This is a genomic window from Spiroplasma endosymbiont of Thecophora atra (assembly GCF_964019735.1).
In the GTDB taxonomy this organism is placed as follows: domain Bacteria; phylum Bacillota_I; class Bacilli_A; order Mycoplasmatales; family VBWQ01; genus Spiroplasma_E; species Spiroplasma_E ixodetis_A.
The window spans coordinates 1,286,643-1,302,556 of sequence record NZ_OZ026464.1; the positions used below are offsets into that span (position 1 = coordinate 1,286,643).

At 24.0% G+C, this 15,914-nt stretch carries 24 protein-coding genes; 17 read left to right on the forward strand and 7 right to left on the reverse strand.

The window, feature by feature from the left end:
- Nucleotides 1–219 precede the first annotated feature (219 nt).
- The 6 genes from AACL05_RS07295 to AACL05_RS07320 form a co-directional block, all read right to left on the reverse strand.
- Nucleotides 220–1,140: an ABC transporter permease gene (locus AACL05_RS07295; RefSeq protein WP_338961120.1), complete on the reverse strand. Its 921-nt coding sequence runs from the start codon at nucleotides 1,138–1,140 to the stop codon at nucleotides 220–222.
- The gene (locus tag AACL05_RS07300; protein ID WP_338961122.1) at nucleotides 1,140–3,434 is read right to left on the reverse strand and encodes an ABC transporter permease subunit; all 2,295 of its coding nucleotides are present in this window, start codon (nucleotides 3,432–3,434) and stop codon (nucleotides 1,140–1,142) included. The genes AACL05_RS07295 and AACL05_RS07300 overlap by 1 nt, the downstream gene beginning before the upstream one ends.
- On the reverse strand, nucleotides 3,427–5,007 hold the full coding sequence (locus AACL05_RS07305) for an ABC transporter ATP-binding protein (protein ID WP_338985948.1): 1,581 nt from the start codon (nucleotides 5,005–5,007) through the stop codon (nucleotides 3,427–3,429). Before AACL05_RS07305 ends, AACL05_RS07300 begins: the two co-directional genes overlap by 8 nt.
- Before the next feature lie 17 nt (nucleotides 5,008–5,024).
- On the reverse strand, nucleotides 5,025–6,332 hold the full coding sequence (locus AACL05_RS07310) for a BMP family ABC transporter substrate-binding protein (RefSeq protein WP_338961125.1): 1,308 nt from the start codon (nucleotides 6,330–6,332) through the stop codon (nucleotides 5,025–5,027).
- 332 nt (nucleotides 6,333–6,664) lie between these two features.
- Nucleotides 6,665–8,023 carry a BMP family ABC transporter substrate-binding protein gene (locus AACL05_RS07315; RefSeq protein ID WP_338961127.1) on the reverse strand — a complete coding sequence of 453 codons (1,359 nt, stop codon included), beginning with the start codon at nucleotides 8,021–8,023 and terminating at the stop codon, nucleotides 6,665–6,667.
- A gap of 64 nt (nucleotides 8,024–8,087) precedes the next feature.
- Complete coding sequence (locus tag AACL05_RS07320) at nucleotides 8,088–8,459, reverse strand: helix-turn-helix transcriptional regulator (RefSeq protein ID WP_338961129.1); 372 nt, start codon at nucleotides 8,457–8,459, stop codon at nucleotides 8,088–8,090.
- 119 nt (nucleotides 8,460–8,578) lie between these two features.
- Here AACL05_RS07320 and AACL05_RS07325 point away from each other — a divergent pair, with 119 nt between their 5' ends.
- The gene (locus AACL05_RS07325) at nucleotides 8,579–9,094 is read left to right on the forward strand and encodes a hypothetical protein (RefSeq protein ID WP_338985949.1); all 516 of its coding nucleotides are present in this window, start codon (nucleotides 8,579–8,581) and stop codon (nucleotides 9,092–9,094) included.
- A gap of 7 nt (nucleotides 9,095–9,101) precedes the next feature.
- Here AACL05_RS07325 and AACL05_RS07330 read toward each other — a convergent pair whose 3' ends face one another.
- Nucleotides 9,102–9,557 (reverse strand): hypothetical protein, encoded by a 456-nt coding sequence (locus tag AACL05_RS07330; protein ID WP_338961133.1) that lies wholly within the window; start codon nucleotides 9,555–9,557, stop codon nucleotides 9,102–9,104.
- A gap of 762 nt (nucleotides 9,558–10,319) precedes the next feature.
- On the opposite strand from AACL05_RS07330, the gene AACL05_RS07335 reads away from it, so the two are divergent.
- From AACL05_RS07335 to AACL05_RS07410, 16 genes are all read left to right on the forward strand, one after another.
- Nucleotides 10,320–10,838, forward strand: a complete 519-nt coding sequence (locus AACL05_RS07335; protein ID WP_338961135.1) for a hypothetical protein — start codon at nucleotides 10,320–10,322, stop codon at nucleotides 10,836–10,838.
- 134 nt (nucleotides 10,839–10,972) lie between these two features.
- Nucleotides 10,973–11,116, forward strand: a complete 144-nt coding sequence (locus tag AACL05_RS07340; RefSeq protein WP_338985951.1) for a hypothetical protein — start codon at nucleotides 10,973–10,975, stop codon at nucleotides 11,114–11,116.
- Nucleotides 11,117–11,202: 86 nt separating this feature from the next.
- On the forward strand, nucleotides 11,203–12,153 hold the full coding sequence (locus AACL05_RS07345) for an IS30 family transposase (RefSeq protein WP_338960236.1): 951 nt from the start codon (nucleotides 11,203–11,205) through the stop codon (nucleotides 12,151–12,153).
- On the forward strand, nucleotides 12,154–12,357 hold the full coding sequence (locus AACL05_RS07350; protein WP_338985952.1) for a hypothetical protein: 204 nt from the start codon (nucleotides 12,154–12,156) through the stop codon (nucleotides 12,355–12,357). It begins immediately after the preceding gene.
- A 2-nt stretch (nucleotides 12,358–12,359) separates the two neighbouring features.
- A complete protein-coding gene (locus tag AACL05_RS07355) occupies nucleotides 12,360–12,584 on the forward strand; it encodes a hypothetical protein (RefSeq protein ID WP_338961140.1) in 225 nt (74 codons plus the stop codon).
- Nucleotides 12,585–12,614: 30 nt separating this feature from the next.
- Nucleotides 12,615–12,794: a hypothetical protein gene (locus tag AACL05_RS07360; RefSeq protein ID WP_338961141.1), complete on the forward strand. Its 180-nt coding sequence runs from the start codon at nucleotides 12,615–12,617 to the stop codon at nucleotides 12,792–12,794.
- The gene (locus AACL05_RS07365; RefSeq protein WP_338961142.1) at nucleotides 12,784–13,077 is read left to right on the forward strand and encodes a hypothetical protein; all 294 of its coding nucleotides are present in this window, start codon (nucleotides 12,784–12,786) and stop codon (nucleotides 13,075–13,077) included. The genes AACL05_RS07360 and AACL05_RS07365 overlap by 11 nt, the downstream gene beginning before the upstream one ends.
- A gap of 3 nt (nucleotides 13,078–13,080) precedes the next feature.
- Entirely contained in the window at nucleotides 13,081–13,251 is a 171-nt protein-coding gene (locus AACL05_RS07370) for a hypothetical protein (RefSeq protein ID WP_338961144.1), read from the forward strand.
- Nucleotides 13,244–13,531, forward strand: coding sequence for a hypothetical protein (locus tag AACL05_RS07375; protein WP_338961146.1), 288 nt, complete (start codon nucleotides 13,244–13,246; stop codon nucleotides 13,529–13,531). Before AACL05_RS07370 ends, AACL05_RS07375 begins: the two co-directional genes overlap by 8 nt.
- 404 nt (nucleotides 13,532–13,935) lie before the next feature.
- Nucleotides 13,936–14,172: a hypothetical protein gene (locus AACL05_RS07380; protein WP_338960588.1), complete on the forward strand. Its 237-nt coding sequence runs from the start codon at nucleotides 13,936–13,938 to the stop codon at nucleotides 14,170–14,172.
- Nucleotides 14,173–14,184: 12 nt separating this feature from the next.
- A complete protein-coding gene (locus AACL05_RS07385) occupies nucleotides 14,185–14,382 on the forward strand; it encodes a hypothetical protein (protein WP_338961148.1) in 198 nt (65 codons plus the stop codon).
- A gap of 119 nt (nucleotides 14,383–14,501) precedes the next feature.
- Entirely contained in the window at nucleotides 14,502–14,741 is a 240-nt protein-coding gene (locus AACL05_RS07390; RefSeq protein ID WP_338985954.1) for a hypothetical protein, read from the forward strand.
- 152 nt (nucleotides 14,742–14,893) lie between these two features.
- A complete protein-coding gene (locus AACL05_RS07395; protein ID WP_338961150.1) occupies nucleotides 14,894–15,325 on the forward strand; it encodes a hypothetical protein in 432 nt (143 codons plus the stop codon).
- 16 nt (nucleotides 15,326–15,341) lie between these two features.
- On the forward strand, nucleotides 15,342–15,500 hold the full coding sequence (locus tag AACL05_RS07400; RefSeq protein WP_338961151.1) for a hypothetical protein: 159 nt from the start codon (nucleotides 15,342–15,344) through the stop codon (nucleotides 15,498–15,500).
- A 34-nt stretch (nucleotides 15,501–15,534) separates the two neighbouring features.
- A complete protein-coding gene (locus AACL05_RS07405; protein WP_174481134.1) occupies nucleotides 15,535–15,723 on the forward strand; it encodes a hypothetical protein in 189 nt (62 codons plus the stop codon).
- Between the two features lies 1 nt (nucleotide 15,724).
- Nucleotides 15,725–15,913, forward strand: a complete 189-nt coding sequence (locus AACL05_RS07410) for a hypothetical protein (protein ID WP_338961152.1) — start codon at nucleotides 15,725–15,727, stop codon at nucleotides 15,911–15,913.
- Nucleotide 15,914 lies beyond the last annotated feature (1 nt).

The window sequence follows — 15,914 nt, forward strand, 5'->3', positions numbered from 1 at the left end:
TATCTATCAAAAATTATATTTATTTTTTTTGATAAATAAAACTGTATTATTGTGAATTTTTTTTCAAATTCTTAATAAAATAAAAAATTTTATAGTATAAAATAACCATAAAATTTTTTATTTTTTATTATATTTTTAATTAAGTCTTGGAAAATATTACTAAAAAAGTAAAATTTAATTTCAAAATTAATTCATCATTAAAATTATTAATAACTAATTTTATCGTTTAGATTTATTGAAAGCAATACCCAATGCTTTTGGTATTTTACTTCATTTTGATGTAAACACTAAAACTAATAAAGATGTTACAAAAGGCAATATATTCCATATATCAGAATTACTTGATATTCATTGAGGAATATTTGGTAAAAACGTAATTCTGGCACCTGTTGTTTCAACAATAGCAAATAAGGCAGCACCAATTGTAATCAATGGTACCCTTCATTGTCCAAAAATTAAAATAGCTAAAGCAATAAAACCATTTCCACTAACTGTTCCACGAAAAGTTTGACTAGCATACATTGGAAAAATACCACCAGCAATTCCTGCTAAAAAACCAGATAATAATACAGCAACATATCGTTGTTTAATAACATTAATTCCCGCAGCATCAACTGCATTGGGATTTTCACCAGTCGCAACATGATGTAATCCTCATTTAGTATATTTCAAAATAATAGCAATACTGACTAAAACTATAATTGCTAAAAATAAATATAAATTAAAAAATTCATTATTACCAATTTTTGGTAATTGATAAATATTTGTTAATGAAATAAAACCATTATTCCCTGGTAACTGAACAACAAAAACTGCAATTGCTGCTGCTAAAATATTAATTGCAACGCCAGAAATAATTTGATCAGATTTTAAAGTAACTGATGCAAAAGCATGGAAACAAGCAAATCCCATTCCCGCTAATCCACCTACTAATAAAGCAATAATTTGTGATCAATTACCTCAATTAACACCTATATTTTTTCCAAATGAAGAAAAAGCAAGAGCACCAATTGTCATCATTCCTTCAATACCAATATTAACAACACCAGCACGTTCTGAAATTAATCCAGATAATGCACCAAGTACTAAAACAACAAAAATTAAACTAGAATGTTCAAGAATTATTTTGAGTGCTTCCATTAACTTTTTCCTCCTGTTCTTTCGGTTTTTATTTTCATAATTGCTTGTTGTTCATTTTTAAATATATCAGTAAATTTATTAATAAAAGTTGTCTTTTCAATTTCCGCTTTTTTAGTAAATTGTTTGGTTAATATATTAATATTACTATTAATTGGGATAATTTGACTTTTTAATTGCTGTTTGTTAATTTTATAATTTTTAATTAACTCTTTAACATTATTTTTATAATTAGTTTGAAGTTGATGTTTTGCTAAAATTAATTGTTTTTTTATTTTTTTATCATCAGTTTTAACTTTTTGATTTTTTAATGACTTTAATTCATCACTTAATTCTTGTTTCAATTTATTAATTTCTCGATAAAGATTTAATTTTAAGTCTTTTACTCTTGACTTATCTAATATTGCTTTTTGTTTTTTTAATAATGTTATTTCTCGAATTAAATCTTGCTTATAGTTATAAACATTATTTTCATATTTCATTTTTTCATTAATATACATATTTAAACTTTCACCATAAATCGTTTTTATTTCTTGTTGAAAATTATTTCAATTACCAATTTTACCTTTTTTTCAAATTGCATTATATTGTTTATATATATAATGATTTAAAGCTTTATTTTCTTGGAAAAATTGTGCTCAATTAACACCAACTTTATCATTTTTATTATTAATAACTGCTTGTAACTGTAAGTTGATATCACTATTAACTTTATTAATTTCTTGCGAAAGATTTTGTTTTAAATTTTTAACTTTTGACTCATAATCTGATAATGATTTATTATATTCTACCTTTAATTGTTCTTTATCAATTTTATATTTTTTAATTAATTCCTTAGTTTCAATTTTATAAGTAATTTGAAGTTGACATTTTTTTAAAATTAATTGTTCTTTTAATTTTTTATCATTAGTTTTAACTAATTGATTTTTTAATGACTTTAATTGATCACTTAATTCTTGTTTCAATTTATTAATTTCTTGTGAAAGATTTTGTTTTAAATTTTTAACTTTTGACTCATAATCTGATAATGATTTATTATATTCTATCTTTAAGTGATTAATTTTATTATTTTTTTCTTTAATTAAATCTGATTTTAACTTATTATATTGTCTCTTTATTTTAAAATTTTCAATAAAATGATAGTACATCTTGGTAATAAAACTATTTGTAACTTTTCGTTTTTCTCCATCAAAGGCTATATTTAAATAACGAATTAAAAATTTAATTGGCTGTAAACGAGATAATAAAACTGCACAGGCAGCTGAATAAATAATAACACCAAAAATAATATCACCAGTTGCTGTTGGTAATGTTAATACTGAACCAATTGAACCACCGCTCTTAATTAAACCTCAAAGAAAAGCAGAACCCACAACACCTATTGGATTAATTTGACCAACTAAAGCAACAGCTATACTATCAAAACCAATAGTCGGCAAATCATCAGTTAAAAAACTAATTGAAGGATTTTTGGCAATGTAATAAATAACAGCCATTACTCCTGCTAATGCTCCTGAAATAACAAATGATGTTATGCAATAATGTTTATGATTAATACCACTATAAACCGCAGCAAATGGATTTAAACCTACTGTTCGAATTTTATAACCTAAAGTTGTTTTTTTCAATAAGAATCAAACTGTTATTATTAAAATAATAGAAATTAATAATGGTAGTATACAATTATAACCATTAATACTCATACTATCATGAATAGTTGCTGATGTTCCGTGATCAGCATCATATAAATCTTTATTGATTTTAAATAGTCATTTTACTAAATATCAAATTGTTCAATTTAATAAAATAGAAGTAACAACCTCATGAACATTAAAAAAAACTTTTAATAACACTGTTACCAACGCCACCAATATTGCTGCTAATACTCCAGCAAAAAACGCGCTAATTATAGCTAATGGTTGTGATAAGTCATAACGAACACCAATTGCGATAACAACAGCTCCTGCTGCTAACATTTGACCAGCAACCCCAATATTAAACATTCCTGAGCGGAAAGAAATAACTAGTGCTAATCCTGCTACAATATAAATTGCTCATCAAACTAAAGTATTATCTCAATTATTAGCTGGCCAACTTGTAAAAGCATATGTTAATAACAACTGAAAATAAGTAAAAGCATTTTGACCTGAACCAATTATAACAAAACAAGCAATAATTAATCCAAAAATAATGGCAAAAATTGAACCCTTAAATTTAGTAAGACTACTATTCATTTCTTTTGAACCAAGATATAAACGACTTCGTCGTTTTAAAAATCATGTTTTTTGTTTAAACATTATCTTCATTTCCTTCCATTAACATTTTTTGTCCCGCCATCATTAATCCTAACTGTTCACGAGTAACATTTTTAGTACTAACATTACCAGTAATTTTACCAGCATGTAAAACAACAATTCGATCTGCTAATGACATAACTTCTGATAATTCATAAGAAATTAATAATACTGCATTACCTTCATTTTTTTCATCAAGAATACGACTATGAATATATTCAATAGCACCAATATCCAAGCCACGTGTTGGCTGAGCAACAACTAAAATTTTATGTTTTCTTGTTAATTCTCTACCAACAACCGCTTTTTGTTGATTACCACCCGACAAACCTCTAACTAAAGCAAAACCACTTTTACTACCACGAACATCATAATTATTAATAATATTTTGTGCATAAGATTGAATAGCTTTACTGCGAATCAAACCATGCTTAGAAAAAGGATATTCGCTAATATTTTGTAAAACCATATTATCAATAACATTATAATCTAAAACAAGTCCATATTTATGACGATCTTCAGGAATATGACTTAAACCACTTTTATATAAACTTTGAATTGAACTGTGTTTCATATTCTTATTACCAAAAAAAATATCACCTTTTTCTGGCTTAATTAAACCAGTAATTGCTGAAATTAATTCGGTTTGACCATTACCTTCAATACCAGCAATAGCCACAATTTCTCGTGACTTAACTTCTAAACTAAAATCAGAAAGACCCATTATTGATTTCTTATTACCAATTTTATGAACAAATAAATTATCAATTTTTAATAATACTGGCCCTAATACAACATTACCTTGATTTCTAATATCAACTAAATCTCTACCAACCATCAAAGTAGCAATTTCTTCTTTAGTTTTACTCTTAGATTCAAAAGTTTCAATAACTTTACCTAAACGAATTACTGTAACATTATCAGCAACTTGTTTAACCTCTTCTAATTTATGACTAATAAAAATAATAGTTTTACCATCACGTCTAAGTTCTTCAATAATTGTTAATAAACTAGTAATTTCTTGTGGTGTTAAAACCGCGGTTGGTTCATCAAGCACAATAATACTAGCACCACGATAAAGAACTTTTAAAATTTCAACACGTTGTTGCATACCAACACTAGCATTCTCAATTTTTAAATTAAGTTTAATGTCTAATTTATATTTTTTTGAAATTTCTAAAATTTTAGACTTAGCTTTTTTATAATTAATTCACTGTCATTTATGAACTGGTTCACTACCTAAAATAATATTTTGTAAAATAGTGAAGTTATCAACTAATTTAAAATGTTGATGTACCATTCCAATACCTAATTCACCTGCTCTAATTGGTCCTGATATTACTACTTCTTTACCATTAATTTTAATAATACCTTTTGTTGGTTGATATAGTCCAAATAAGATTGACATTAGTGTCGATTTACCTGCACCATTCTCACCAACCAAAGCATGAATTTCTCCTTTTTTAATTTTAATAGAAATATTATTGTTAGCAATAATAGTATCTAAAAAAACTTTAGTAATACCTTCCATTTCAACAGCATATTGTAAGTTCTGTTTTTCAATATTTACTTGCATTTTATCACCCCTCTTAATTATTTAAATGGATCATATTCTTTTTTAATACCATTAATTCAATAATGATCTTTTAAATTGAGTACTTTTTGTCATCCAGCAGAAATTTTATCTAATCAATTAGTAGTTTCTGTCATTAATGGTGTGTAAATATCTTTATCACCGTCTTTAATTGCTTTATTTGGTGCTATTCCAGTAAAATTAGGTCCACCTCTGTATGGTGCATCATCAATAAATGTTTGATCGGCAGTTGGATCAGTTGAATGCTCTGGATTCTGATTAGTTTTACCAACTGATTTTCAGAGCATAAGTTTAATTGAACTAATTAAATCTTTTTCTGCAGAAGTAATAAATCTATCTGCAGATTGTGGATATTGAAGTTGTTGATCTGTATCAACACCAATAATTTTACCTTGACCAGATTTTTTTAATGATGATAAAGTATCTTCGGTTTGTGGTCCTGCTACTGGAAAAATAATATTAGTTTTTTGTCGAGCAAGATCATCATTAATTGCTTGTGAACCTTTTGAACCTTGAGTAAAATCACCACTAAATTGAGTACCTGAATTTATAAATTTAATATTTGGTAATGGTTCTTTAAAATCTGAATTTAAAATTTTAACTCATGATATTAATTTTTCTTCATCTTCTTTATTTTTAAATTTATTATTAAAGAACTGTATGGCTCAATAATAACCATACATATAATTAGTAACTGCTGGAATATCAAGTCCACCATAGGTTGACATTTTTAAATTATCAAGTCCACCATATTGATTAGCATGAGCAGTTAACCATATTGCCCCTGCCAATCCGGCTAAAAAGCCTGATTGTTCTGCTTTGTAAAGTAAACCAGCCAATTGCTTATTAGATTTTGGTACTTCTTTATTTGGAGTATCACCATCAATAAAAATAAATTTCACTTTATGTTTTAAAATAGTATTTTGTGCTTTAACCAAAGCATTATGATGTAAAAATCCTGAAGCAATAATTACTTTACTATTTATGAAAACGGCTTTATTATATGATGTCATTAAATCATCAGTATTAGTTAATTGGGGATTATCTCAAGAAACCTCAACTCTTTTATTTTTATATTGAGGATCAACATAATCACTATGTGTTCAATCATTAAACTCTTGTTTAAACTTGAGAGCAGCATTATATGATGATTCATTAAAAGAAGCATCATTAATAGTATGTCCATCAGTTACAACAGTTATTCGATAAATATTTGGATCATTAAACTGACTATTGCAAGCAATGATTGGTAATATCATTATTACTGACAATGATATTGCACTAAATACAGTAAAAATTTTACGCATACTATTATATTCCTCCTACAAATATATATAAATATTTATATAAAAAAAATATAAAAAAAGAAAGCAAAAACATTGCTTTCTTAATTCAATTATTCAAAATAAAATAAAACTGTGTATAAATAAATTTTGAAAATAAATAGGTGAGAATAACTTACTATTAAAAAATACAGTATATATGTATTTAATATTAATTATTTTCTTATTTTCACAATTAACTCTAAACACTAGTTTCTCCTTTAATGGCATAACTACCATTATATAAGATAATAAAACTTATTCTTTAAAAATTCAAGAATAATTATAATTTTTTTAAAATATATAGTAAAGTTTTATTAAAACTGTGGTTTATACTTTTCAACACTTTCATCAACATAATTTTTTCAAGCATTTTCTCACTTATCACGAGTAGAATCATTAACTAAATCAGCAACTAATTTATTATAAGCGTCAGTTACTTTTTGTGCTAAACGTCAATAATCATTACTATCAATAATTAAGTTATTATAAATAGCACTAATAGAATCATTATTAGCAATTCCAAGATATTGCTGACCACCTAATGCTGGTTGTGGTATGCTGCCATCAAAGTATTGTTCACCATTAATAGGTTTAATAACTGAATGTTGATCATCCTTATTATAATCTAAATTAAAAGAATGTCATAATCAAGTATTAACTGACTTATGAATTCCTTTTAAAGCTGATGTAATAAAAATATCTTTAGCATAACTATATTGAACACTTTGATCAACATCGACACCAATAATTTTTGCTTTGCTATTAGTAGTAGAGTTTTTAACAGCTGATACTAAATCAATTGTTTGTGCTCCTGCAACAGGCATTACAATATCATCTTTATATCCATCAATTAATTGTGAAGTTATTGCTTTTGATGATTTTGTACCAGATTCAAAACTACCTGTAAATTGTTTAGCAATTTTATCAAAATGAATATCAAATTTATTAGTTCATTTTTCAATTTTTTCCTTACCCTCTTTAATTCTAATGGCATTAGTCATTTCCAATAAATTATCATTGCTATTACGATATTTATTAAAATAATATACACCTCAATAATAACCCATCATATAACTAACAATAGTATCAACTGGTAAACCACCAAAAGTTGACATTTTTAAACCATTATCATCATATGTTTCATGATTAGCTGCTAATCATATTGCTCCTGCTAATCCTGATAAAAATCCTGATTGTTCTGCTGAATAACTTAAACACGCTACATCAACTGGTTTTTCTAATTTAGCATCAACTAAAATAAAACGAACACCTAACTTTTTATATTGATTTTGAATAGCTGGTGTTAATGCACCAAGATGATTAAACCCAACAACAATAATTGTTTTAGCACCAGCAAATGTTGCTAAATTATAATTATTTTGTAAAGTTGAAACAGTACTATCTCGTGAAATAATTCAACGTGTTTTCATTTTTTTATTTTTTCAAACTTCATTACCGGGTAAATTACTAATCATAATACGATTATCATTAAATGTTTTAGTAAACTCTTTTGAACCTTCTAATACTTGCTGATTAAAAGCTTTATCAAATAAATCACCACCATCAGTAATTATTCAAATATCACCAACACTAGGAATACTACATCCAATTAATCCTACTGACGAACTATTTATTAACAAAGTAATAATTAATAATTTTAAAAAATATTTCATAAATTTCTCCTATAAATAAAAAAATGTACTACAGTAAAAATATTAATATTTATTTACAATTTTTTTATACTTTATTTTTACCATATTTTTCATCAAAATTAATAATTCCTCTATTATATGCATCAATAATAATTCGTGCGCAATGAACAGGATTATATAAAATATTAGTTTTTAATTGTGAATTAGCCATTAACAGTTTAATAAATAGTTCAAAATCATTTTCTTTTAATACAAAATCATGCGTAAAACCTTTTATATCATTCATATCTACTAATAATGCTAAAAGAATTTTATGAATTATTCCTCATGAAGAATTTTTAGCATTATTCTCAATTCTACTAATTGTTGCTTGACGAACACCTACTAATTTCCCCAAATATGCTTGCGTTCAACCAAGTCTTAGACGTATACGCCTAATTTCTACTTCAATTGCCATTTTATTTCCCTCTCTAATTTTAGTTATTCCCAAACTTATTATGTTATGAAAAATTATAAAAAGATAAATTTTATTCTATATTTGCATAAAATATACTAAAATTAATATGGTGATACAAAATGGAAAATGAATTAATTAAATACTGAACAAAAAAAAGTTTTTTTTATGTTAGCATTTTGTGATTAATTGTTCAAATTATATTTATAATAATAGGTTCAATTTTAATAAATACTACTAGCGAAAAAATAATTAATATTTTATTAATAGTTGGCATAAATAGTTTAATTCTATTAATTTTGTTTACTTTTTCTATTAATCATTATACTTATGAAACGGTTTATCAAATTAAAGTCAAAGGTAGTACTTTTCAAACTAAATTTTATCGTTATCTAATTATTCTATTTAGTTTTGGTTGATTAATTTTTTTTATTTTAAATGCATTATTTATGTTAGTTGAAACTGCCGTTTTTAAAAGCAAACTTGATTATTTTAATACTTTAAACGATCATTGATGAATTTTACTTATTGTAACAATATTTAACGTTTTAATTATTAGCATACATCGACAATTAATGCATTATACATTAACAAATTTACAATTACCATGAAGTAAATATATAAATAATAAAAAGTAGATATAATCTACTTTTTCTTTGCATCTCATAAATTTATAATGTTTTTTGCACTAATTAAACCAAATAATGATCCACAAGCAACTAAACCACCATTCAATCCAATAAAAACAAATGATAATCCTAATACTAAAGTTATTACTCCATTGCCAAGACTAGCAATACTAACAATAATTAATGGTAATAATGTAACAACAATTGAAGCAACTCCAATTACTAAACCAAGAATATAACCAATTCTTTGTTCAAATGCTTTTCTTGAATTTATCATAACTAAAATAAATATAAGAATACCATAAGTTGTTAGACAAGCTATCAATATAATTCATCCTAATCATTGAATAGTACTTAATCCAGAATCAAAAACTTCTTGTAATCATTCTCCAAACTTCCATAATAATTCATAAGAACTTTCCATTAATCCTTTTAAAGAAATCATAATTATAGAAATAACCATTACCGGCATTAATGTTGTCAAAAGTAGATAAATACCAATGTTAGATAATGTTTTTGAAAATTTTAGGGAGCGTGTCGAAGATGTCGATAACTAAAAAGTTTTAAAAATAGCTCCTTTCTTTTTTAAACCCTTAAATTAAAAATAAATGACAAAAGACGAGAATAAAAATCTTGTCTTTTTTTTGTAATTGTAAAATTTTAAAATTTTTAATAACCATCTTTAACGCTATTATCAACACGTGTTAGGGAACTAAAAAAGTGAACTACAACACAGTTGTTAAAAATAGTAGCTAAAACATGTGGACTTGCATGAATAAATAAAAAGTGGAGTGATACCTAATAAATTATACTAACCATTAATTAAATGGTAATTCTTGGGGTGGGAGCGAATTGGAAACTAGTATATATAGACCTGCTTAGGGAACCTACTATATTAATTCTATTCTTTATTTAACCAACCTTGCCACTCCCTAGTGAGCAAGTGTTGGTTTTATTTTTTATTTTTTTTGAAAAATTTTTGGGCGAGAAAATAAATTTCAAACTTGTAAAAAAAATTGAGCGGTGCCGGTTCAATTAAAATATTAATTTGTTAAACACAAATTAAATAAATATTGAATCGAATGCCTCAATGTTTTTTAAAATTTCACAATTTATTTTTGAGCCCAGTTTTGCTGGAATGAATAAAACGAATAATAGTATTATTAATAATCTAAAAATCAAAATATATGTTCTTTATGCTAGAAGCAACAGAACATATTAGGAAAGGATTATTATGCAAATAGAATTTAAAAAAGAACAAATTGTAAAAGATAAACCACAATCTATTCTTATTGATTATGTTGAATATAAATTATCATTACCAAAATGAATGATTAAAAATAATTCTTTTATTGTTGATAACAGTTACACATATTGAGTTTTTAATTTAGAAAATATTAAAAGAGAATTAAGTGGTAATGAATTAATAAAATTATTAGAACCATATATTAAAGACCAAAAAATAACTGTTAATAAACCAACTGCTCCAAAAGAATATTATCTTAATGATATAAAACTTGAATCATTAACATTTTATGAACAGCATAATAGTTGATTTATGGGTGAAATAACTGATAACAAAACTAAAATTACTAATGCTTGTTTTAAATATAACATTACGTGAGAAGAAAATAGAAAAAGTTTTAAAATAAATAATCCATATAAACACGATGATTTACCAATTAATTATATAGTTACTTCTTATAAGGAAATTTCAACTTATAATGAAAAAGTATTTTTGTTGAACATGTAAACAAAATAAATTAGATTATTTATTCTTTAATACTAATGATATAAAAACAAGAAAATATTTTTTAAGAGATAAAAATAGTAAAGCAATTTGTTATGACTATATTTTAAATATTAGGTTAAGTGAGAGGTATAAATATGGATAAAGAAAAACCATTTTCTTGTAAAGACCAAAAAATTATTAATGAATATAATAAAAAACGTAATCAAGAAATAACAAAAGAACATTTAAATAATATAGAAAAATTAAGAGAAGATTTTAAAGCTGAGTTATACTTGTAAGTGCAAGTAAATAAAATTGCAAAAAATTCTCATATAAAAATTTCATAATGCTAAATTTAGTTTAGAAAAAAGTAAGGAGTTTTTATATGAGTTATAAACATCTTGGCATAGATGAAAGGATTTATATTGAGAATCAATTGAAATTTAAATTTAAAATTAGTGAAATAGCTAAAAATCTTAATCGAAGTATTAGTACTATTATTCGAGAAATTAATAGAAATAAAGATAATAATCATTATTTTTCATTAATTGCACAAAATAAAGCTGAAAATCGAAAACAATCACATATTAGTTTTCATAAGTTTAAAAATAAGAATTTAGTAAAATATGTACAACAAAAATTACTATTAGGTTGATCACCTGAACAAATTTATGGCAGAATTAAAAATTTTCATAAAGAGTGAGTTATTAGTTTTAAAACAATTTATACTTGAATTTATTTTGGAATGCTTGATAAAGTTACTAGTAAAAATTTAAGAAGAAAAGGTAAAAAACGAAAATCTAAAGAAAATCGTGGCAAGTTTAATGGTAAATCAATTAAAGAACGAGATATAAATGTTAATGATCGTATAACACTTGGTCATTGAGAAGGAGATACTATAGTATCATCACGAGGTAAAAGCAAATCATGTTTAATAACTTTAGTTGAAAGAGTATCACGATTTACTTTAGCAATATTAGTTAAAAACAGAACTACTAAAGTTATTAATAAAAATGTTAGTTATTATTTATCAATTCTTCCTAAAAACATTGTTAAAACTATTACTTTTGATCGTGGCAAAGAATTTTCAAATTGACAACAACTTGAAAAAAATTTAGATATAAAAATTTATTTTGCCAATCCATATTCACCTTGACAAAGAGGTACTAATGAAAATACTAATGGTTTAATTAGAGAAAAATTTCCTAAAAAATTTATTTTTTCAAAAACTAATAAAAATGAAGTTCATAAATTTATATTGTCTTTAAACCAAAGACCAAGAAAAATACTAAATTATCTTTCACCAATCGAATATTTGGATAGAAAAATAATTTAGTTGCACTTACCTTTACAATTTAGCAAAAAAGAAGTAATTAATCAATATAAGAAAAATTTAATTTGTTCATTAAATATATTTTTGGGTCATTATATAGAACAATACAAAAAAGAAAAAGAAATATATTATTTAAATAAATTAAAAGGTTCAGTTGATACTATTGAATTATTAATTAATAAAATAAAATCCAAAGAATTTGATTAATAATGCAATATGACTTAATTGTTGGCATTGACCCTGCTGGTATTGGTAATAATGGAATTGTTATATATTCAAATGAAACTAATAATATTATCTTTAATGAAACATTTAAAACAAAAACTGTTTTAGAAAGTAAAAATTTTTATAAAGAATATTTTGAATTAATTAAAAAAAATGAGAATAAAAAAATATTAGTTATTGTAGAAAATTTCTTTTTAAGTTCAAAATAATTATTAACTAATCCATTAGCAACACCTAAAATGATTGGTGCATTAATGGTATTAGTAGAAGACGTTATGAATTGAGATTTTCAAGAAAGCGAACCAAAAAATAAAACTAAAATAGAAAATTATAAAGGAAATATAAAATTTACAAAACATGAACATGATGCATATAAGCACATTCAATATTATTTAAGGAATTATAAAAATGAAAGATAAAGCAAATTATGTCAAATTAACAGTAAAACTGAGTAACACTATTGAAGCAAAATATTACGAAAAAGGTAATAAGGAATTATATTATAGTGTTCGTGGTCAATGAAATGGATTAAACTATGTTACTTTAATTTTTAATAACCCAAAATTTTATAAACGATGTATTTTATTAAACAAAAATGATGAAATTTTAGTAACTGGTGAAATCTTTAATACTTTAAACATTCCTAAAAATCGTGCATTTTGTTCAATTAATGTTAAATGATTTAAAAAATGAAAAGAGTAAAAAATGATATTATGAAAAATTTTATTAATAGTACCAATATTAATAACAAGCATAACACTAATAATATTTTTAATATTTATTATTAAAGAATTAAAAAATGAATATAAAGTATTAAAAATATTAAATGAAATATCAAAAGAAATTAAACATAAGGAGAATATGTCTAATGAATAAATGTACATTTACTCAAACTACTAAATTTACTAGTTTAATACCACCACATGATGAAAATTTTGAACAAATACAATGTGAAAATATGACAGATGAGCAATTTGATGAATATGGTAGAGCATATTGTAAAGAACATAGAATTAAAGTTGATGAAATTAATAATTCAAGACATAAAAATTGTATTAATAAAGAAAAAATAATTGAATATTTAATTGAACATAACACATTAGATATGGAATTAATAATTGAATATTTAGAAAAAGGTTACTTTGATAATAAATAAATGTGAACATGAAGATGTGAGTATTGAATTAGTATTTAGATGTGATAATTGTAAAGCTGTTCAATTTCAACATCCAAAAAATAATAAGGAGAAATAACTAATGAAAATGTGTACTGATTGTAAAGAAAATTATAATTGACCAAATTGTCAAAATTGTTTTAAAAATAATGATAATAAAAATAAAAAAGAATAATAAATGTGGTTATGGTAGAGTTTTTGCTCATAAATGTAATAACTTATGTAAACAAAAACAAAATAAAAGAGTTAGGAAAGAAAGGTTAAATTATGAATAAAGAAAAATTAATTAAATATATTAATGATTTAATTGAATTAGAGCCAGCACGGAGAACGGATGTAACATTATTTATCTTAAATAAACTAATAGAAAATGGAGAATTTGACTAATGATAATATTACCTACTTTGTTTGAAAATAAAGATGAAATTGAAATATTATCACCATTTCCCAAAGCAATTCATACAAATAATGATATTAGAGCAATTATTTTAAGACAATACCCAAATGTTAAATCAAAACACATAATTGTTTCTGACCCAGAAAGTAATGTTGCATTAATAGTTGGTGATAATGATGTTTATCAAGGTTGAATTAAAGTAACAATTAAAAAATTAGAAAATTAAAGGAAATTAAATATGACTAAACGCGAATTTTTAATTAAATGAAATGTAGATGAAACATTATTTTTTATTGATAATGTTGAATTTTTACATTCAGATACACATATAATTTTTAATTGAAATGATGATTATTGAAGCATTGATTATCATTCAAAAGAGATGAAAAAATTTATAGAACTATTAAATGATTTAAAACAAATTAAAGGAGAATAAATAAATGCAGAAGGAAAAAATTAAAATTAGAAATTATGAATTTGAATTAAATTCTTATGTAGTAGATTCTTTACTAGATGTTATAAGAGAACTAATAAAAACGAATAAAGGAGATTAAAATGCCAAATATAGAAAATCAATCAAATTATACTTTAACTAAATTAATAAGAACTGGTATAAACCCAATTTGTGCAATGATTGGTACAAGTGCTTATTATGGTCAAGTAATGAACAGTTCACTATTAGGTAGTATTAATAGTTTATTATTTGGTAAAAAATTAGGTTTAGATATTTGAAATTTAAATCAAAGACCAAATACTAAAACTAAATTAATTAATAGTTCTAAAAAATATTATTAGGTTTAGGAACAATCGGTTTAGCAAATTATAGTAAATGAACAGAAAATAATATTAATCCTATTATTCCAACAACACCAACTCCAATAACTACTACAACTACAACAGAAGGTCCACCATGATTATTATTAAATAAACAAGAAAATCAATCACTAATGGATTGAGATACATATATTAGTTTAAATGCTTATGGTATTTCAAATCTTATTAGTGGATTAACTGAATTAATACCTAATAAATTTGAAGCAATAAGAAAGATTTGTAATATGGCTACTGGTGGATGTTTAATTTCAAGTGGTGTAGCAATGGGTATAAATAATGATTTTAATAATGCTTATGCAGTGCCAACAATAGTTGCTGGTGCTTCTGAAATTATTCATAATTTACTACCTATGGAAACTACTAATCATATTGAAGAAATGCAAGAAACAGCATTTAATGATGAAACTGCAAGATTAATTAATGATAATAGATTTTCAATTAATAGTGAAACAACCAGTCAATATGGTAGTGATAATATGAGCGAAGTACCATTAAATAATGATAATGCTTCATTAAATTGAGATTATAATCACATGAGTTTATAAAGGAGGTGAATAATTTATGAATAAAGAAAAATTACTTGAATATTATAATCAGGAAATAAAAAAATATAAAGAAAGAATAGAAGAATTCAATAAAGAAATATCTGTATTAGTAGAAGTTATAAGTAATTCACAATCAATGATTGAAAGAATTAATGGTGGTCAATTTGATGAATAATTAAAAAATAAACAATTGAAAGGAAAATATTGTAATGAAAGAATTTTTACATGAATTAATTATTATTGGAACAAGTGTTGGAACATTAATTTGCAGAGAAATTATTGTTTTATTAAAAAGATTTATCACAACTCCAAAACATGTTAGAGCAAATAACAAAATTATAAAACATCAAAAAAAATTAGCAAAATTAAACGAAAAAATTAATAAAGGAGAAAAATAATATGACAAAAATTGAATTTAATGAAAAGTATAATTTTAAACATGATATCTATAATGATAGAGATTTTGATTTACATATTGATAATTGTTTTAAATTTTCTGATATTGATACATTAGAAAATGCAGTTAATGATTATAAAAAATTAATAAGTGAGATGCCACAATTAGTTAAAGATTGATTATTGGGATAAG